Origin of the sequence: Solwaraspora sp. WMMA2101, assembly GCF_049179175.1 — a bacterium.
GTDB lineage: Bacteria > Actinomycetota > Actinomycetes > Mycobacteriales > Micromonosporaceae > Micromonospora_E.
Genome location: NZ_JBMHMA010000006.1, coordinates 4,746,374 through 4,762,869, shown reverse-complemented (window position 1 = coordinate 4,762,869; position 16,496 = coordinate 4,746,374). Strand labels below are relative to the sequence as shown.

The following is a 16,496-nucleotide window of genomic DNA, read 5'->3' as shown; positions in this document are numbered from 1 at the left end:
CAGCCGGTCGTCGACGCCGTGCTGTCCGGCGTGCGGCCCGGCTCGGTGGTGGTGCTGCACGTCACCGAGGCCAACGCCGCGATGACCGACGAGGCGTTGCCGCACATCCTGGCCGGGTTGCGGGACCGGGGGCTGACCCCGGCCACCCTGTCGGAGGTGCTGGCCGGACAGCCGGCGTCGGAGGTGCTGGCCGGACAGCGCCGGCTCACCGCCAGCGGAACAAGCGGGCGGCCAGCACTCCCGCGCCGACCAGGTAGCCGACCAGCACCAGCAGGTGCAGTGGTCGCACCGGGCCGCCCGTCCAGGTGGCCTGCATGCTCTGGCTGAGCGCGCCGAGCGGCGTGACGTCGGCGATCCGGCGGATCGACTCGGGCATCAGCGGTCCCGGCGTCCACACCCCGGCGAAGAACAGCATCGGGAAGTACAGCAGCATGCTGACCGCGTTCGCCGATCTGCTCGTCGGCACCAGGGCGGCGACCAGCAGGCCGACGGCGAAGGTGGCCGCCGCACCGAGCAGGAAGACCCCGGCGAAGCTGGCCGGCCGGGCCGGCAGCGGCACCCGGAACCCGACCGCCGCCGCCGCGACCGCCAGGCCGATCGCGACCGTGGTGGCGGCCACCGCGACGACCAACTGCGCGCCGAGCAGCTTCCCCGGGCGTACCGGGGTGGTCGCCATCCGGCGCAGCACCCCGCGCTCCCGGTAGCCGGCCACCGTCGTCGGCAGCGAGTTGAGCGCGACGGTCGCCACCGCCAGGGCGACGACCACCGGTAGGTAGACGTCGATCGGGCGCAGCCCGGCGAGCTCCGGGACCGGGGTACGGAAGCCCGGCATCACCGCACCCAGGACGATGATCAGCAACATCGGGAAGGCCAGCGCCATCACCACCGCCGCCGGGTCGCGCAGCAGCAGCTTGGCCTCCATCACGGTGAGTCGCCGCAGCGCGGTCATCGGTGGCCTCCGGTCAGTGCCAGGAACGCGTCGTCCAGGGTGGCCTGCTGCATCCGCAGCTCACGTGGGGTCACGCCGTGGCGCGACAACGCCGCCACCACCGCGAACAGCAGGTCCGCCGTACCGTCGACGACGATCTCGCGCCCGTCCACGGTGACCGCCGTGACCTGCGGCAGGCCGGCCAGCAGCGCCGGGTCCAGCGGCCGGTCCACGACGAAGCGGATCCGCTGCCCGGCATCGACGCTGGCGGCCAGCCCGGCCGGGGTGTCGACGGCGACCACCCGACCGGCGTCGATCACCGCGACCCGGTCGCAGAGCCGCTCCGCCTCCTCCATCAGGTGGGTGACCAGCACCAGGGTGACTCCCCGGTTGCGGACCGACTCGATCAGCGACCAGGTGTCCCGGCGGGCCGCCGGGTCCAACCCGGTGGTCAACTCGTCGAGGAACGCCACCTGGGGGTTGCCGACCAGGGCCAGCGCCACCGACAGCCGCTGTTTCTGCCCGCCGGAGAGTTGGCCGAACCGGGCGTCGTGTCGCGACGACAGGCCGAGCAGGTCGAGCAGCTCCCGCCAGTCGGCCGGCTGACGGTAGAAGGAGCTGTACAGCTCCAACGCCTCCCAGACCTTCATCCGCTCCGGCAGCTGGCTCTCCTGCAACTGGGCACCGAGCCGTTCGCGCAGTGTCGCGCCGTCGCGCTGCGGGTCCAGGCCGAGCACCCGTACGCTGCCCCGGTCCGGCCGACGCAGCCCGAGAGCGCACTCCACTGTGGTGGTCTTGCCGGCGCCGTTGCGCCCCAGGACGCCGAAGATCTCCCCCTCGTCGACGGTGAACGACACATCGTCCACCGCGACCAGATCGCCGTACCGTTTGTGCAGGTGTTCGACCTCGATGACGGACATTACGGCCTCCTCAGCCGGTGATCTTCTTGATCGGCAGCCGGCGGACCAGCACCCAGGTGACCGCGCTGGCGACCAGCAACGTCGCCAGGGCGACGATCGCGCCGGCGCCGAGGTGTCCCTCGTCGCCGAGGCCGAGCAGCCGGCCGAGCACGAGACCGGCCCACTCGGTACGGAAGCCGATCTCGATCACGAAGGCCGGCAGCAGCGCCACTGGCAGCAGCAGCGTCGCCCACCATGGGTTGATCAGGTGGTAGGCGATCGCGCACAGCGCGCCGGCCGCCGTGTAGCCGAGGTACACCAGGGTGAACTCGAGACAGATCGCGGCTGCCGCCCCCAACGAGTCGACCGGGTACGGCTCGGTCAGCCCGCCGAACAGCCCGAGGGCATCGAACGTCAGGTACTCGACGCCGAAGCCGACCGTCGTCATGACGGCGAAGCCGACGGCGTACGGCAGCAGGAAACCCCAGGCACCGATCAGCGCGTCCCGCCGGGTGACCCCGTGGGCGACGAACACCGGCAGGTAGGCGCCGACGGCGGTGATGCCGAAGACGAAGGTGAACCAGCGCGGCGCCTGGAGTCCGACGTTGGCCCACATGCTGACCTCGACGGTCCCCAGCCGTGCCGTCAGGCCGATCACCACGGCCCAGGCCAGGTAGAGGATCACCCAGTACCACCCGGCCAGCGGCAGCGACCGGCGCAGCAGCGTCCGGCTGACGGTCCACGCGGTGGCGTTCATCGCCGCGTCTCCTTCTGGTTGTCGGCGGTCAGGTGCACGAACAGGTCCTGCAGCCCGATCGGGCCGAGCTCCAGACCGGCGGCGTGGGCGGCCGCCCGGTCGCTGTCGTCGAGGGTGCCGAAGATGGTGGTGGAGCGGGTGCCGCCGAGTTGCTGGGTGCCGAGCACGGTGCGTCCGGCGACGAACGCGTCGACGGCGGCGGCCGGGCCGGTCACCGCGGTCCCCCGGGCGCGTAGCGTCTCGGTCTCCTCGTGGGCGACCAGCCGGCCCCGGTGCAGGATCACCACTTCCTCGAACAGCGCGCCGACCTCCTCGATGAGGTGGGTGGAGAGCACGATGGTGCGCGGGTGGGCGACGTAGTCGGCCAGCACCTCGTCGTAGAAGGCGTACCGGCTGGGCGCGTCGAGACCGAGGTAGGCCTCGTCGAAAATGGTCAGGGGTGCCCGCGCGGCGAGCCCGAGGGTGACGCTGAGCGCGGACTTCATGCCCCGGCTGAGGGCGTTGAGCCGCTTGCGCCGGGGCAGGTCGAAGCGCTCGATCAGGCGTTCGGCGTAGCCGGCGTCCCAGTTGGGGCGCAGCGTCGCGGCAAGGTCCAGGATGCAGCTGACCCGGTCGGTGTCCTGGGCGTCGACCCGGTCCCGGACGAACGCGATCTGCGACATGATGGCCGCGTTCTCGAACGGGTCGGCACCGCCGACCTGGACGGTCCCGCTGCTCGCCTGCCGGAAGGCGGCCAGTACGGCGAGCAGGCTGGTCTTGCCGGAGCCGTTGCGCCCGAGCAGTCCGTAGATCTTGCCGGGGGCGAGGGTGAGGTCGAGCGAGTCGACGGCGACGGTGTCGCCGTAGCGGATGGTGAGGCCGCTGGTGGAGATACCGAGGCCGGTCACTGCTGCTCCCCTTCTGCTGCGTGCTGGCTGCCGGCAGCTTCTGCTGCTTGCTGGATGCGGGCGACGACGTCGGCGAGCGGGATGCCGATGATCCGGGCCTCGGCGAGCATCGGGTCGACGACCTCGGCGAAGAACCGGTCGCGGCGCTGGCCGCGCAGGGTCTCGCGGGCGTTGGGGCTGACGAACATGCCGATACCGCGCTTCTTGAACAGCACGCCTTCGTCGATGAGCTGATGGAAGCCCTTGGCGGCGGTGGCGGGGTTGATCCGGTAGTAGCTGGCGTACTGGTTGGTGGACATGACCTGCTCGCCCTCCTGCAGCGCCCCGCTCAGGATGTCGTTTTTGATCTTGTCGGCTATCTGCTGATAGATCGGACTTCGATCATCGAACACGGGAGCACCTCTGGTTCACTGGTTCGTTACTTGTGTAATGAACCGTAGCACCAACGAACCAGCGCGGTCCAGCTCCGGCGGCCTCCGTCACCTCCCCGACACCCGACCGCCTCCCCCTGTGCGGCAGGGGCGATAGTTGACGTCATGAGCGACAAGGCGGCGGACCAGCCGGCCATCGAGGTACACGGACTCCGCAAGTCCTACGGCGGATCGGCGGCGGTGGACGGGGTCGACCTGAGCGTCCAGCGCGGCGAGGTCTTCGCCCTGCTCGGCCCGAACGGCGCCGGCAAGACCACCACAGTGGAGATCCTGGAGGGCTACCGCCGCCGCGACGCCGGCGAGGTCCGGGTGCTCGGCGTCGACCCCGACCCCGGTACGCCGCAGTGGCGCTCCCGCATCGGCATCGTGCTGCAGGGCACCGGCGAGTTCGACGAACTTACCGTCGGCGAGGTCGTCGCACACTTCGCCGCCTTCTACCCGGCACCGGACGACCCGGCGACGGTGATCGACCGGGTCGGCCTGTCCGCCAAGGCGAAGGCCCGCACCCACACCCTCTCCGGCGGGCAGAAACGCCGCCTCGACGTGGCGCTCGGCATCGTCGGCCGCCCCGAACTGCTCTTCCTCGACGAACCGACGACCGGCTTCGACCCGGAGGCGCGACGCGAATTCTGGGAACTGATCCGGGCACTCGCCGCCGGCGGCACCACGATCCTGCTGACCACCCACTACCTCGACGAGGCGGAAGCCCTCGCCGACCGGGTCGGGGTGATCGCCGCCGGCCGGCTCGTCGAGGTGGCACCGCCGGCCGAGCTGGGCGGCCGACGCGACGCCCTGGCCACCGTCTCCTGGCGTACCGCCGACGGGACGACGCGGCACGAGCAGAGCGCGACGCCGACGGCGCTGATCGCCGACCTGGCCGCGCGCTTCGACGGCGAGGTCCCCGGCCTGACCGTCACCCGCCCCACCCTGGAAGACGTCTACCTGCGGATGATTGGACACAAGTGAACGCGACCACGGGCGGTACCGCCGGCGCTGTGACCTCTCCGGCGGCCGGCGCCCCCAGCACCTCGCCGGCCGTGACGCGGGTCGGCCCGGCGCGGCTGGGGCTGCGGCAGGGCAAGCTGGAGATCCGGCAGTTCATGCGCAGCCGTGAGTCCGTCGTCTTCACGATGGCCTTCCCGGTCATCATGATCCTGATCTTCGCGTCGATCTTCACCGGGGAGATCACCGACGGCGTACGGTTCACCCAGTACTTCATCACCGGCATGATCGCCACCGGGCTGATGACCGTCGGCTTCCAGAGCCTGGCCATCCAGATCCCGATCGAGCGCGACCGGGGCGTGCTCAAGCGGCTGCGCGGCACCCCGATGCCGAAATGGGTCTACTTCGCCGGCAAGGTCATCATGGTCGCCGTGATCGGCTTCGCCGAAACGGTGCTCCTGCTGGCCGTCGCGACCCTGCTGTTCGACCTGCAACTGCCGGACACCGCGTTCAAGTGGTTCACCCTGGGCTGGGTGTCGGTGCTCGGCATCACCGCCTGCACGCTCTGCGGCATCGCCTTCTCGTCGCTGGCGAGGAGTGGGCGCAGCGCGTCGGCGGTGGCCACCCCGGTCTCGCTGATCCTGCAGTTCACCTCCGGCGTCTTCTTCGTCTTCACCGCGCTGCCCGGCTGGATGCAGCAGATCGCCGCGCTGTTCCCGCTGAAGTGGATGTGCCAGGGGCTGCGCTCGGTCTTCCTGCCGGAGGCGTTCGGCACCCAGGAGCCGGGCGGCTCGTTCGAGCTCGGCATGGTCGCGCTGGTGCTCGGCATCTGGTGCGTCATCGGCCTGGTGCTCTGCCTGACCACGTTCCGCTGGACCACCAAACGCGACGGCTGACTCCCGGCCGGGGCTCATCGTCCACCGTTCACGAATGCGACGATCTCGTCGAGCCCAGGACGATAGCCGTCGCTGGTGTCCACCTCGATCTCGGGTACGCCCAGTCGGACCGGCTGGAAGCCGTGGTGACCGACGGCATGGGTCTGATGGTCACCGAGGTACGCATCGGCATGGGCACGCCGGGTCGCGTTCTCGTCCTGCCGCCGCTGGACGCGGTCGAAGGCCGTCTGCGCGGCGACCCGGCAGTGCACCACCCGAATGTCAGCGATCCCGATCAGTGGCTGCAGGCCGGGGCGCCACAGGCGGTCCTGGAAAGCCGCCTCGGCGACCGCGGTGACCCCTGCCGTCAGCAGCAGTCGTAGCACGTTGAAGAAAGTGGGCAGGGTCCGAAGGGTCAGCTCGTCGCTCGGTGCGGCGTTGAAGTCGCCGGCTGAGTGGACCATGCCCTCCTTGATCTCGTCCCGGCAGATCGCCGGGCAGCCGATCCGCCGGGCGAGCAGGTGGGCAAGCGTCGTCTTACCAGCCCCCGGTGGTCCACTGATGACGACAAGGGTCGGCATTGTTTCCACCACGTCGTTATAGCTCGACCGGTGCACGGGGACCGCTGTCGAGGTGACGCCTACGCACGTCAAAACGCGAAGATGACGTGCGTAGGCGTCACCTGATCATGCAACCTGGCCGCCCGAACCACTCTGGCCTACCCAAGTCGGCACTTAGTCACCTCGGTTCGGCCACGAACACGCCGACTCCTTCGAGGGTCTCGGTCAGCCCGGTGGCACGGAGGATCATCATCGCCTTGCCGACGACGGTGTCCGAGACGTCGTACTCGCGGCAGAGCTGTGAGCGGCTGGGCAGCTTTGTGCCCGGTGGCCACTCGCCAGACTCGATCTTCGCTCGTAGTTCGTCGGCCAGAACTTGGTACTGCTGCTTGGGCATACACACTCCCCGGATGGCATGCCCATTTGATCACGCTTCTACCTCCAACCTCAACCAGTTGCACGTTGCGCGTTGACCTACAACCGGTGGCAATTGTAGGTTGATGGCGAACGCCCCCGGATGGCTCTTGGGGCGGTCGCCCTCGGTCGGGGCGGGTAGCGAGTCACGCCGCTGGGCGTCCCGGCCACCAAGGTTCGCCCTGGTCGCCGTACCGCCAAGGAGGGCTGCGGCGATTGGGGTGGGGTGGCCCTGCCGGCATCGGCAAGCGGCAGGGCCACCCCGTCCACCCGTCGACGACAACCGACTGAGCGGAACCAGCGGCAGTAGCGAGCAATGGGGAGGAAGACGAGATGCGTGAACTGCGGCGCCGGTGGCAGGTCCGCAGCCACCGCTTCCCGACGGTCCCCCGACGCGGCGGCGGCCGAGGCCTCGACCCCGGCGAGGTCGCCGCGTTCCTCGACCGCGTCGCCCACGACCTTGGCATCGTGTACGCCGAGCTCGAACGCACCTGGGAGCAGAACGACCGGATCAAGGATGCGCTACGCCGCTGGCAGTCCGCCCAGGCAACGCCCACTCGGCACGGCGTCTGCCAGGCCGGCGCGCGCCGGTGACCAGGCCGACGCCAGCGGCCGGCAGCGGTGGCGGTCCGGCGCTGACCGTACGGACCGCCGCCGCTGCCGACATCGGGCCGTTGGCGGAGTTGCTGGCGCAGTCGAGTGTGGTGGATCCGGTGGTGGCCTGGCTGATCAATGATCACGCCATCCGGTATCCGACCATGCATCAGTTCTTCACCGCCGAGTTGGCGTTCGGCGTCCGGCACGGGATCGTCGATGTGGTCAGGCACTGCGACGGGGTCGCTATCTGGTATCCGCACACGGCGGACCGGCTCCTCGGAGCGGAGCATCAGCGGCGCAGGTTGCGGTCCTGCGGTGACCGGCACGGCCCGTACGCGCACTACACCTTCGCCGCCGGGCGGCTGGAGCCGACCGGCCGGCACCACCACCTGGCGTTCCTCGCCGCCGCCCCCTGGTTACGTCGCCAGGGCATCGGGTCGGCGCTGTTGGCCGCGCATCATGCCCGGCTGGATCGGATCGGCATGCCGGCCGTGGTCGAGGCGAGCAGCGTGCGGCAGCGGGCGTTCTACGAAGGCCACGGCTACCGCGTCGTCCGCGTCGCGCACCTGCCGGCAGGCGGCCCGCCGCTGTGGGCGATGCGCCGCTCCGGCGACCCGGTCGACCAGCCACCCCTGGCCGCAGCACTGCGTGTCGGCTGAACCGGTGCGACCGCTAAGGGCGGTAGACATCCGCTCGGTGGTCGATGCGGGTGACATGCACTGTTCGGTTGTCCTCGTCGATCCGGTAGACCACCCGATAGGCGCCGCGTCGTGCCGAGTGATAGCCGGTCAGCTCGCGAGTCAGCGGCTTGCCGACCACGTACGGCCTTTCCAGGAGCAGGCCGGTGAGGAACTGACCGACGGCTGCCGCGACGGCCAGTGGCAGGCCGACAGGGGGCCCCTCGGTCAGGGCCCGCCGGGCAGCGGGCGCCACGGAAAGTCGGTACGCCTCGTCGCTCACTGCTGCTCGCGCTCCGCGCGGGCAGCAAGCTGGCGTAGCAGTTCGTCGGCGTCGACGCCGTGGCCGGCGGCGATGTCGACCTCAGCCTGCCGGATCTCCTCCAACGCGCCGGGCGTGGACAACAGGTCGAGGGTCTCTTCGAGGGCCTCCAGGTCGGATACCGACATGATGACTGCCTCAGGTCGTCCGTTCCGGGTGATCACCACCCGCTCGTGGGTATCACGGACCTCATCGAGAACGGCAGACAGCCTTGCCTTGGCGTCCGCGAGCGGAATAGTAGTCATGACTACTATTCTAGTCACGAACCTCGGTCAGGTGGCCATGTCAGCAGCTGTCGGCGAGGTCAGTAGCTGTAGAAGCCCTGGCCGGTCTTACGGCCCAGGTCGCCGGCGGTGACCATGCGCTGCAGCAGCTCCGGCGGGAAGAACTTCTCGTCGGCGGTGTCGGCGTAGATGTTCTTCGACGCGTTCAGCAGCACGTCCGCACCGGTCAGGTCGACCGTCGCCAACGGACCCATCGCGTGCCCGAAGCCGAGCTTGCACGCGGTGTCGAGGTCCTCGGCGGAGACCACCCCGGACTCGACCAGCTTGACCGCTTCGACGACGAGCGCGGAGATCAGCCGGGTGGTGACGAACCCGGCGATGTCCCGGTTGACCACCACGCAGGTCTTGCCGATCTCCTCGGCGAACGCCCGCGCGGTGGCGAGCGTGGTGTCCGAGGTCTTGTAGCCGCGGACCAGCTCGCAGAGCTTCATCATCGGCACCGGGGAGAAGAAGTGCGTACCGACCACCGACTCGGGCCGGTCGGTGGCCGCGGCGATCTGGGTCACCGGGATCGCCGACGTGTTGGTGGCCAGGACGGCGTCCGCCCTGCAGACCTTGTCCAGGACCCGGAAGACCTCGTGCTTGATCTCGATGCGCTCGAAGACGGCCTCGACGACGATGTCCGCCTCGGCCGCCGCTTCCAGGTCGGTGGTCGTGGTGATCCGGCCGATCGCCGCCTCGACGTCGTCGGCGCTGATCGTGCCCTTACTGGCGAACTTCTCCAGGGAGCGTCGGATGCCGTCGACGCCCCGGGCGGTGGCGGCGTCGTCGAGGTCGCGCATCGTGACCTGCCAGCCCGCCTGGGCGGCGACCTGGGCGATGCCCGATCCCATCAACCCGGCACCGATCACTGCCAGCCGACCCGCCATCTGCATCTCCTCGTCCGCGCCTGCCCGATCGGAGTCCACGCCTGTGCGACGGGATGTGCCCGCCAGCCCCGACGGATGTGTCCGCCAGCTTAACCGGCGGACCTGAACGATCGGTAACCCGGCCGGGGTGTCAGCCGCCGTACCGCTGCACCTGCACCCCGAGCGCGCGCAGGTCGGCGACGTAGTTCGGGTAGCCACGGTCGATGTGGTGCACGTCGGCGATCTCGGTCACCCCGTCGGCGCAGAGTCCGGCGATCACCAGGCCGGCACCGGCCCGGATGTCGGTCGCGGTGACCCGCGCCCCGACCAGCCGTTCGCGGCCCCGGACCACCGCGTGATGGCCGTCGGTCTTGATGTCGGCACCGAGCCGCAGCAACTCGTCGACGAAGCCGAACCGGCCGTCGAAGATGTTCTCGGTCACCAGTGAGGCGCCTTCGCTGACCGCCGCCAACCCGATCGCCATCGGCAGCAGGTCGGTCGCGAAACCCGGGAACGGCAGGGTGACGACGTCCACGGCGCGCGGCCGGCGGTCCATCCGTACCCGGAAGCCGTCGTCGGTCGCCTCGACGCTGGCTCCGGAGTCCGCCACCTTGTCCAGGGCGACCTGCAGGAACGCCGGATCGACCCCGTGGACGGTGACGTCGCCCCGGGTCATCGCGGCGGCGAAGGCCCACGTCCCGCCGACGATGCGGTCCCCGATCGTGGCGTGGCGCACCGGCTGCAACTCCGGTACGCCCTCGATCCGCAGGGTCGCCGTACCGGCACCGTCGATCTGCGCCCCCATCGCGGTCAGCATCGCGCAGATGTCCACGATCTCCGGCTCCCGCGCCGCGTTGTCGATCTCGGTGATCCCGTCGGCGAGCACCGCCGCCATCACCAGGTTCTCGGTCGCACCGACGCTGGGGAAATCCAGACAGATCGTCGCGCCGTGCAGCCCGCGCGCAGCGGAGGCCACGACCAGGCCGTTCTCCCCGGTGATGTCGGCGCCCATCCGGGCCAGGCCGGCCACGTGCATGTCGAGCCCACGGGAGCCGATCGCGTCGCCGCCGGGATGCGCGACCCGGACCTGCCCGCACCGGGCCAGCAACGGCCCGAGTACGCAGATCGACGCCCGCAGCCGCCGCACCAGGTCCACGTCGGGTCGGCAGCCGGGGGCCGCCGGTACGTCGATTGTCACCGTGCTGGCCCGGGGCGAGCCGGTGGCCCGCGAGCCGGCGAGTTCCGCACCGGCGGCGGTCACCGTGACCTCGCAGCCGAGTCCGCGCAGCACGTCGGCCATGATGGCGATGTCGGTGATCCGGGGCACGTTGTCGATCACGGTCCGGCCCGGTGCCAGCAGCGCCGCGGCCATCAGCTTCAGGGCCGAGTTCTTCGCCCCCTCCACCGGCACCGAGCCGACCAGCCGGCTTCCGCCGGTGACCGAGATGAGGTCGCCCTCGACCACCGGGACACCGCCCTCGACGGCCGGGGTGAGGTCGTCCTCGGCCGCCGAGGACGACGTTGTCCCGACACCGGCGCTGCCGGTGCGGTGCAGAATCCGTACCCTGTCGCTCATGGCCGTCCACCTCACCCGCATCTACACCAAGGCCGGGGACACCGGCACGACCAGGTTGAGCAACAACGAGCAGGTCGCCAAGACCGACCTGCGGATCTGCGCGTACGCCGACGTCGACGAGTGCAACGCCGCCATCGGGGTGGCGCTCGCCCTCGGCGGGCTCGACGAAAGCCTGAGCAACGTGCTGGGGCAGATCCAGAACGACCTGTTCGACGTCGGCGCCGACCTGGCGAACCCGGTCGAGCCGGAGCCGGCGTACCCGCCGCTGCGGGTCACCGAGGCGTACGTGACCCGGCTGGAAGGCTGGTGCGACGAGTACAACTCGCGGCTGGCCAAGCTCGACTCCTTCGTCCTGCCTGGCGGCACCCCTGGCGCCGCGCTGTTGCACGTGGCACGGACCGTCGCTCGACGGGCCGAGCGCTCCGCGTGGGCGCTGATCACCCATGAACCGGAACGAACCGGCCCCCTTCCGGCAAAGTATCTCAACCGTCTCTCGGATTTGTTGTTCATCCTGGCGAGAACCGCCAACCCGGGCGGCGACGTGCTCTGGGTGCCCGGCGGCGGCCGCTGACCCGGCGAGGAGCACATGCCGGGACTGCACCACGTCGAGCTGTGGGTACCCGATCTACCCGCAGCTGAACCCGGCTGGGCCTGGCTGCTGGGTGAACTCGGCTGGCAGCCGTACCAGCGGTGGCCCGCCGGCCGGTCCTGGCGCTACGACGGCAGCTACCTGGTGCTGGAGCAGTCCCCCGCGTTGACCGGCGACGTCCACGACCGGTGCGCGCCGGGCCTCAACCACCTGGCGTTCCATGCCGGCAGCCGGCAGCGGGTGGACGAGCTGGTCGCGGCCGCGCCGGCACACGGGTGGTCGCTGTTGTTCGCCGACCGGCATCCGTACGCCGGCGGGCCGGACACCTACGCCGGCTATCTGAGCGACCGGTACGGCTACGAGGTGGAACTGGTGGCCGACGGGTGAGCGCTGCTCAGGCCGCCAGCCGGCGCGAGTCCTCCCCCGGCAGGCTCGCCTCCAGCCACGAGCTGAACCCGGTGACCGTGGACTCGGCCATGGCGATCTCGACCGGGGCGTGATGGCTGGTACAGCGCAGGATCACCCAGTCGTGCGGCAGGGCCAGCCGCTCCTGGCCACGTGGGCTGCGCCGGCTCTCCACGGCCAGCCCACGGCGGGACAGCACCCGCTTGGGGCGCAGCGCGAAGCTGAACAGCCGGTACCAGCGCAGCTCGTCGCCGACGAACCGGCCGAAGCCGGGTGACCAGCCTCGGCCGTCGACGATGGTGTTGACCCGGAAACTGAGCTTGATGGTGCCGCGTACCCGGGCCATCAGGGCGCGGCGGACGATCAACGTCAGGATCGCGACGAGCAGGACGAGGACGCCGATCCCGAACCATTCGATGGTCGACATCGACGCCGCCCGCTCAGTGACCGGACGCGGTGGCGGGGGCGGCCGGGGTGGCTTCCTCGGCGAGGATCGTCACGCCGTTGGTGGTGACCGAGAGGAACCCGCCGGCGACGTCGTAGGCGACCTGTTCGCGGCCCGGCAGCGTGATCCGCACCTGGCCGGGCTCGGCGAGCTGGCCGAGCATCGGCGCGTGACCGGGCAGTACGCCGAGCTCGCCTTCGGTGGTCCGGGCGATCACCATTTCGGCCTCGCCGGACCAGACCATCTGCTCGACGGCGACAAGTTCGACGTGCAGTTGCTTAGCCAACGCGGTCTCCTTTGGTGGCGAGGTCGTCTGCGAGTCTAGTCGGGGCGGTCTCCCGTACCCGCGCCGGGTGGCCGGCCGACAACCGTCACTTTTCGCGATTGACCAGTTCAGGACGGGTTGCAACAAACTGGTCGAGAGTTCCGGCGCGCAGTGCCGCGAGGCAGTCGTCGGCATCGGTGGTGAACCGCTCGCCGAGATACTCGCCGTCGCCGCCGGTGACCGCGACACCCGGCAGGTCCAGCAGGACGATCCGGTCGCCCCGGATCTGCCGCAGCCCCATCGCGAAGTCGACGAGTGACCGGCCCCGGGTGTCCACGACCACGGCCGTGCCGGCGGCGTCCAGGACTGCGGTCAACCGGCCCGGATCGGTGACCAGGTCCCGGGTGACCACCTGTTCGGCGAGGGCCCGGACCAGTTGCCGCTGATGCCGCTGGCGGCCGTAGTCACCGTCGGGCAGGCTCTCCCGCTGCCGGACGTAGTCCAACGCCTGCCAGCCGGAGAGCAACCGCTCCCCCTGCCGGTACTCGGCCTGTGGACCGACGTAGCCCGAACCGTCCGGGTTCGCCGGGCGCGGCCGGCCGTCGGGTTGCCGATGCGCCGACCGCACGTCGGCGTCGATCCGCATCCGTACCCCACCGATCGCGTCCACCAGCCGCTCCAGCCCGGCGAAGTTCACGATGACACCGGCATCGAAACGGTCGACACCGGTACGGGCGGCGACAGTCGACGCGAGCAGTTGGAAACCGGACACGGGGTCCGGCTCCGCGCGACCCGGCACTCTGCTGCCGTACGCCATCGCCGCGTTGATCCGGTCGACCCCGCCGGGATAGTCGCTGACTCCGAACGCCGGGATGTCCACCAGCAGGTCGCGGGGCAGCGAGATCAGGTACGCCCGGTCCAGCCCCGCCGGCACGTGCACCAGCAGTACGGTGTCCGCCCGGGGCACCCGCTGCGGCTGGTCGGTCGGCCGGTCCACGCCGACCAGCAGCAGGTTCACCGGCCCGGTCAGCGGACCGTCCAGCGCGGCTGTTTCGCCGCCGTCGCCGAACAGGTCCGCCGTGGGCACCGACCTCGCGGCCCGGTCGACGACGGTCCGGCTGAGCACCACCACCGAGCCCGCCACCATGACCAACCCGACGAGCACGGCGAGCAGCGCGAGCCGTTCCGGCCGGCTCAGCCGCGATGGGCGTGTCCGTGTCCGATCCCGCTGCGCCATCGCCCCGACCCCCGTCCGCCGCAGAGCCGGTCGGGTACCCCTGGCCGGCAGACGCAAACGACCGACGGGGGAAACGCGACGGGCGCCGCACCGGATGTCCGGTGCGGCGCCCGTCGGGGTACCGCCGGGTCGGCCCTGCACTCCAGGCCGACGGCTGACGCCGTCGTCAGCCCTTCATCAGCTCGCGGGCGTTGCGCTCCAGGTCGTCCAGCCCACCGCACATGAAGAAGGCCTGCTCGGGGAAGTGGTCGTACTCCCCTTCGCTGATCTTGCGGAAGGCCTCGATGGTGTCCTTGACCGGCACGTAGGAACCCTTGATGCCGGTGAAGACCTCAGCCGCGAAGGTGTTCTGCGACAGGAACCGCTCGATCCGCCGGGCCCGAGAGACGGTGATCTTGTCTTCCTCGGAGAGCTCCTCCATACCGAGGATGGCGATGATGTCCTGCAGGTCCTTGTACTTCTGCAGGATCCGCTTCACCTCGGAGGCCACCGCGTAGTGCTCCTGGCCGACGAACTCCGGGGCGAGGATCCGCGACGAGGACGCCAGCGGGTCAACCGCCGGGTAGATGCCCTTGTCGGAGATGGACCGCTCCAGGTTGGTGGTGGCGTCCAGGTGGGCGAAGGTGGTGGCCGGCGCCGGGTCGGTGTAGTCGTCGGCGGGCACGTAGATCGCCTGCATCGAGGTGATCGCCTGGCCCCGGACCGAGGTGATCCGCTCCTGCAGCTCACCCATCTCGTCGGCCAGCGTGGGCTGGTAACCCACTGCGGACGGCATCCGGCCGAGCAGGGTGGAGACCTCGGAACCGGCCTGGGTGAACCGGAAGATGTTGTCGATGAACAGCAGCACTTCCTGCTTCTGCACGTCGCGGAAGTACTCCGCCATGGTCAGCGCGGCAAGCGCGACCCGCAACCGGGTGCCCGGCGGCTCGTCCATCTGGCCGTAGACCAGGGCGGTCTTGTCGATGACGCCGGACTCGGTCATCTCGTGGATCAGGTCGTTGCCCTCACGGGTCCGCTCGCCGACGCCGGCGAAGACCGACGTACCGCCGAAGTTGTTCGCGACCCGGATGATCATCTCCTGGATGAGCACCGTCTTGCCCACGCCGGCACCACCGAACAGGCCGATCTTGCCGCCCTTGACGTACGGGGCGAGCAGGTCGAGCACCTTGATGCCGGTCTCCAGCATCTCGGTCTTCGGCTCCAGGTCGGCGAAGGCCGGCGCCTTCTGGTGGATCGACCGGCGCTCGGTCACCTGCAGCGTCTCGCCCTCGGCGAGGTTGAGGCACTCACCGATGGTGTTGAACACCCGGCCCTTGATGCCGTCCCCGACCGGCACCGTGATCGGGGATCCGGTGTCCCGGACCTCCGCGCCACGGACCATGCCGTCGGTCGGCTGCATCGAGATGGCCCGGATCACGTTGTCGCCCAGGTGCTGGGCGACCTCGAGGGTCAGCGTCCGCTCGCCACCGGCGAGCGCGACGTCCACGTGCAGGGCGTTGAAGATCGCGGGCATCGCCTCGCGCGGGAACTCGGCGTCGACGACCGGGCCGATGACCCGGACCACGCGGCCGGTAGCCGTACTGGTCGCTCCGGTTGCCTGGGTTTCTACAGAGGCAGTCATCACACTTCACTTCCCGCCGCCGCGAGCGCGTTGGCGCCGCCGACGATCTCGCTGATCTCCTGGGTGATCCCGGCCTGACGCGCCGAGTTCATTAGCCGCGTGTACTTCTCGATCATTTCCTCGGCGTTGTCGGTGGCGCTCTTCATCGCCCGCCGCCGCGCCGCCGACTCACTCGCCGCCGATTCGACCAGCGCCGCGTAGATCCGGGTGTTGATGTACTTCGGCAGCAACGCGTCGAGCAGCGCCTCGGCGTTCGGCTCGAACTCGTACGCCGGCAGCACTCCCGCCGCGGCCTCCATCGGCCGGTCCTTGACCTCCATCGGGCCGAGGATGCGGGGCACCGGGGTCTGCGTCATCAGCGACTTGAACTCGGTGGAGACGATGTGCAACTCGTCCACCCCGAGCACCTGGTCGGCCCCGGCACCGTCGGTGTCGTCGGCACCACGCTGGAACGCCGCGATCAGCGTCTGACCGACCTCACGGGCGTCGGCGAAGTTGGGCTGCTCGGAGAAGCCGGTCCAGCTCGCCTCGATCGGCCGGTTGCGGAACCGGTAGTACGACACGCCCTTGCGGCCGATGACGTACAGCACCGGTTCCTTGCCGTCGGCCTTCAGCCGCGCGATCAGCGACTCGGCGGTCTTGATCGCGTTGGTGCTGTACCCGCCGGCCAGACCCCGGTCGCTGGTGATCACCAGCACGCCGGCCCGCCGCACCTTCGCACGGGCGGTCAGCAGCGGGTGGTCGACCGAGGCGTTCGAGGCCAGCGCGGTGAGCACACCGGTGATCGCGTTGGCGTACGGCAGCGAGGCCGCCACCCGCGCCTGGGCCTTGGCGACCCGGCTCGTCGCGACGAGCTCCATCGCCTTGGTGATCTTCTTCATCGACTTCGCCGAGCGGATCCGCTGGCGGAGTACCCGAACCTGCGCTGGCATCCGGA

The 16,496-nt window shown here is 70.2% G+C and carries 22 protein-coding genes; 6 read left to right on the top strand and 16 right to left on the bottom strand.

Features of this window, described 5'->3' with window-relative positions:
- Positions 1-205 precede the first annotated feature (205 nt).
- The 5 genes from ACN28F_RS22765 to ACN28F_RS22745 are packed head-to-tail and all read right to left on the bottom strand — an operon-like array spanning position 206 to position 3,863.
- Positions 206-949 (bottom strand): ABC transporter permease, encoded by a 744-nt coding sequence (locus ACN28F_RS22765; RefSeq protein WP_421359630.1) that lies wholly within the window; start codon positions 947-949, stop codon positions 206-208.
- A complete protein-coding gene (locus ACN28F_RS22760; RefSeq protein ID WP_289209927.1) occupies positions 946-1,848 on the bottom strand; it encodes an ABC transporter ATP-binding protein in 903 nt (300 codons plus the stop codon). Before ACN28F_RS22760 ends, ACN28F_RS22765 begins: the two co-directional genes overlap by 4 nt.
- Before the next feature lie 10 nt (positions 1,849-1,858).
- A complete protein-coding gene (locus ACN28F_RS22755) occupies positions 1,859-2,584 on the bottom strand; it encodes a hypothetical protein (RefSeq protein WP_289209926.1) in 726 nt (241 codons plus the stop codon).
- The gene (locus ACN28F_RS22750) at positions 2,581-3,471 is read right to left on the bottom strand and encodes an ATP-binding cassette domain-containing protein (RefSeq protein ID WP_289209925.1); all 891 of its coding nucleotides are present in this window, start codon (positions 3,469-3,471) and stop codon (positions 2,581-2,583) included. The genes ACN28F_RS22755 and ACN28F_RS22750 overlap by 4 nt, the downstream gene beginning before the upstream one ends.
- Positions 3,468-3,863: a GntR family transcriptional regulator gene (locus tag ACN28F_RS22745; protein ID WP_289209924.1), complete on the bottom strand. Its 396-nt coding sequence runs from the start codon at positions 3,861-3,863 to the stop codon at positions 3,468-3,470. The genes ACN28F_RS22750 and ACN28F_RS22745 overlap by 4 nt, the downstream gene beginning before the upstream one ends.
- Positions 3,864-4,007: 144 nt before the next feature.
- On the opposite strand from ACN28F_RS22745, the gene ACN28F_RS22740 reads away from it, so the two are divergent.
- Together ACN28F_RS22740 and ACN28F_RS22735 are read left to right on the top strand one after the other, a co-directional pair.
- Positions 4,008-4,868 carry an ABC transporter ATP-binding protein gene (locus ACN28F_RS22740; protein ID WP_289209923.1) on the top strand — a complete coding sequence of 287 codons (861 nt, stop codon included), beginning with the start codon at positions 4,008-4,010 and terminating at the stop codon, positions 4,866-4,868.
- 29 nt (positions 4,869-4,897) lie between these two features.
- The gene (locus ACN28F_RS22735) at positions 4,898-5,740 is read left to right on the top strand and encodes an ABC transporter permease (RefSeq protein WP_421361482.1); all 843 of its coding nucleotides are present in this window, start codon (positions 4,898-4,900) and stop codon (positions 5,738-5,740) included.
- 14 nt (positions 5,741-5,754) lie between these two features.
- Here the strand turns inward: ACN28F_RS22735 and ACN28F_RS22730 are convergent, their stop codons facing one another.
- Both ACN28F_RS22730 and ACN28F_RS22725 read right to left on the bottom strand, forming a co-directional pair.
- Positions 5,755-6,300, bottom strand: a complete 546-nt coding sequence (locus ACN28F_RS22730) for an AAA family ATPase (protein WP_421359629.1) — start codon at positions 6,298-6,300, stop codon at positions 5,755-5,757.
- A 157-nt stretch (positions 6,301-6,457) separates the two neighbouring features.
- Positions 6,458-6,676 (bottom strand): winged helix-turn-helix domain-containing protein, encoded by a 219-nt coding sequence (locus tag ACN28F_RS22725; RefSeq protein WP_289209921.1) that lies wholly within the window; start codon positions 6,674-6,676, stop codon positions 6,458-6,460.
- A 350-nt stretch (positions 6,677-7,026) separates the two neighbouring features.
- Between ACN28F_RS22725 and ACN28F_RS22720 the strand changes: the two genes are divergently transcribed.
- Complete coding sequence (locus tag ACN28F_RS22720) at positions 7,027-7,287, top strand: DivIVA domain-containing protein (protein ID WP_421359628.1); 261 nt, start codon at positions 7,027-7,029, stop codon at positions 7,285-7,287.
- The gene (locus ACN28F_RS22715) at positions 7,284-7,949 is read left to right on the top strand and encodes a GNAT family N-acetyltransferase (RefSeq protein ID WP_421359626.1); all 666 of its coding nucleotides are present in this window, start codon (positions 7,284-7,286) and stop codon (positions 7,947-7,949) included. Before ACN28F_RS22720 ends, ACN28F_RS22715 begins: the two co-directional genes overlap by 4 nt.
- A 13-nt stretch (positions 7,950-7,962) precedes the next feature.
- On the opposite strand, the gene ACN28F_RS22710 is transcribed toward ACN28F_RS22715, so the two are convergent.
- The 4 genes from ACN28F_RS22710 to murA form a co-directional block, all read right to left on the bottom strand.
- Positions 7,963-8,250: a type II toxin-antitoxin system RelE family toxin gene (locus ACN28F_RS22710; RefSeq protein ID WP_421359625.1), complete on the bottom strand. Its 288-nt coding sequence runs from the start codon at positions 8,248-8,250 to the stop codon at positions 7,963-7,965.
- The gene (locus tag ACN28F_RS22705; protein WP_421359624.1) at positions 8,247-8,534 is read right to left on the bottom strand and encodes a type II toxin-antitoxin system Phd/YefM family antitoxin; all 288 of its coding nucleotides are present in this window, start codon (positions 8,532-8,534) and stop codon (positions 8,247-8,249) included. Before ACN28F_RS22705 ends, ACN28F_RS22710 begins: the two co-directional genes overlap by 4 nt.
- Before the next feature lie 59 nt (positions 8,535-8,593).
- The gene (locus tag ACN28F_RS22700) at positions 8,594-9,442 is read right to left on the bottom strand and encodes a 3-hydroxyacyl-CoA dehydrogenase family protein (RefSeq protein ID WP_421359623.1); all 849 of its coding nucleotides are present in this window, start codon (positions 9,440-9,442) and stop codon (positions 8,594-8,596) included.
- A 130-nt stretch (positions 9,443-9,572) separates the two neighbouring features.
- Entirely contained in the window at positions 9,573-10,997 is a 1,425-nt protein-coding gene (gene murA, locus ACN28F_RS22695; protein ID WP_421359621.1) for a UDP-N-acetylglucosamine 1-carboxyvinyltransferase, read from the bottom strand.
- Between murA and ACN28F_RS22690 the strand changes: the two genes are divergently transcribed.
- Positions 10,996-11,568, top strand: coding sequence for a cob(I)yrinic acid a,c-diamide adenosyltransferase (locus tag ACN28F_RS22690; protein ID WP_289209917.1), 573 nt, complete (start codon positions 10,996-10,998; stop codon positions 11,566-11,568). The two genes, murA and ACN28F_RS22690, sit on opposite strands and share 2 nt — an antisense overlap.
- Positions 11,569-11,583: 15 nt before the next feature.
- Positions 11,584-11,973, top strand: a complete 390-nt coding sequence (locus tag ACN28F_RS22685) for a VOC family protein (RefSeq protein ID WP_289209916.1) — start codon at positions 11,584-11,586, stop codon at positions 11,971-11,973.
- Between the two features lie 7 nt (positions 11,974-11,980).
- On the opposite strand, the gene ACN28F_RS22680 is transcribed toward ACN28F_RS22685, so the two are convergent.
- The 5 genes from ACN28F_RS22680 to ACN28F_RS22660 form a co-directional block, all read right to left on the bottom strand.
- Positions 11,981-12,418: a DUF2550 domain-containing protein gene (locus ACN28F_RS22680; protein WP_289209915.1), complete on the bottom strand. Its 438-nt coding sequence runs from the start codon at positions 12,416-12,418 to the stop codon at positions 11,981-11,983.
- A 13-nt stretch (positions 12,419-12,431) separates the two neighbouring features.
- A complete protein-coding gene (locus ACN28F_RS22675) occupies positions 12,432-12,722 on the bottom strand; it encodes a F0F1 ATP synthase subunit epsilon (protein ID WP_289209914.1) in 291 nt (96 codons plus the stop codon).
- Positions 12,723-12,807: 85 nt separating this feature from the next.
- Positions 12,808-13,938 carry an LCP family protein gene (locus tag ACN28F_RS22670; protein WP_289209913.1) on the bottom strand — a complete coding sequence of 377 codons (1,131 nt, stop codon included), beginning with the start codon at positions 13,936-13,938 and terminating at the stop codon, positions 12,808-12,810.
- Between the two features lie 166 nt (positions 13,939-14,104).
- Positions 14,105-15,559, bottom strand: a complete 1,455-nt coding sequence (gene atpD / locus ACN28F_RS22665) for a F0F1 ATP synthase subunit beta (protein ID WP_289209912.1) — start codon at positions 15,557-15,559, stop codon at positions 14,105-14,107.
- Positions 15,559-16,491 (bottom strand): F0F1 ATP synthase subunit gamma, encoded by a 933-nt coding sequence (locus ACN28F_RS22660; RefSeq protein ID WP_289209911.1) that lies wholly within the window; start codon positions 16,489-16,491, stop codon positions 15,559-15,561. Before ACN28F_RS22660 ends, atpD begins: the two co-directional genes overlap by 1 nt.
- Positions 16,492-16,496 lie beyond the last annotated feature (5 nt).

Coding starts and splice junctions, on each gene's coding strand:
- ACN28F_RS22765 (WP_421359630.1), bottom strand. CDS start 949: ATGACCGCGCTGCGGCGACTCACCGTGATGGAGGCCAAGCTGCTGCTG.
- ACN28F_RS22760 (WP_289209927.1), bottom strand. CDS start 1,848: ATGTCCGTCATCGAGGTCGAACACCTGCACAAACGGTACGGCGATCTG.
- ACN28F_RS22755 (WP_289209926.1), bottom strand. CDS start 2,584: ATGAACGCCACCGCGTGGACCGTCAGCCGGACGCTGCTGCGCCGGTCG.
- ACN28F_RS22740 (WP_289209923.1), top strand. CDS start 4,008: ATGAGCGACAAGGCGGCGGACCAGCCGGCCATCGAGGTACACGGACTC.
- ACN28F_RS22730 (WP_421359629.1), bottom strand. CDS start 6,300: ATGCCGACCCTTGTCGTCATCAGTGGACCACCGGGGGCTGGTAAGACG.
- ACN28F_RS22725 (WP_289209921.1), bottom strand. CDS start 6,676: ATGCCCAAGCAGCAGTACCAAGTTCTGGCCGACGAACTACGAGCGAAG.
- ACN28F_RS22720 (WP_421359628.1), top strand. CDS start 7,027: ATGCGTGAACTGCGGCGCCGGTGGCAGGTCCGCAGCCACCGCTTCCCG.
- ACN28F_RS22705 (WP_421359624.1), bottom strand. CDS start 8,534: ATGACTACTATTCCGCTCGCGGACGCCAAGGCAAGGCTGTCTGCCGTT.
- ACN28F_RS22700 (WP_421359623.1), bottom strand. CDS start 9,442: ATGGCGGGTCGGCTGGCAGTGATCGGTGCCGGGTTGATGGGATCGGGC.
- ACN28F_RS22690 (WP_289209917.1), top strand. CDS start 10,996: ATGGCCGTCCACCTCACCCGCATCTACACCAAGGCCGGGGACACCGGC.
- murA (WP_421359621.1), bottom strand. CDS start 10,997: ATGAGCGACAGGGTACGGATTCTGCACCGCACCGGCAGCGCCGGTGTC.
- ACN28F_RS22685 (WP_289209916.1), top strand. CDS start 11,584: ATGCCGGGACTGCACCACGTCGAGCTGTGGGTACCCGATCTACCCGCA.
- ACN28F_RS22680 (WP_289209915.1), bottom strand. CDS start 12,418: ATGTCGACCATCGAATGGTTCGGGATCGGCGTCCTCGTCCTGCTCGTC.
- ACN28F_RS22670 (WP_289209913.1), bottom strand. CDS start 13,938: ATGGCGCAGCGGGATCGGACACGGACACGCCCATCGCGGCTGAGCCGG.
- atpD (WP_289209912.1), bottom strand. CDS start 15,559: ATGACTGCCTCTGTAGAAACCCAGGCAACCGGAGCGACCAGTACGGCT.
- ACN28F_RS22660 (WP_289209911.1), bottom strand. CDS start 16,491: ATGCCAGCGCAGGTTCGGGTACTCCGCCAGCGGATCCGCTCGGCGAAG.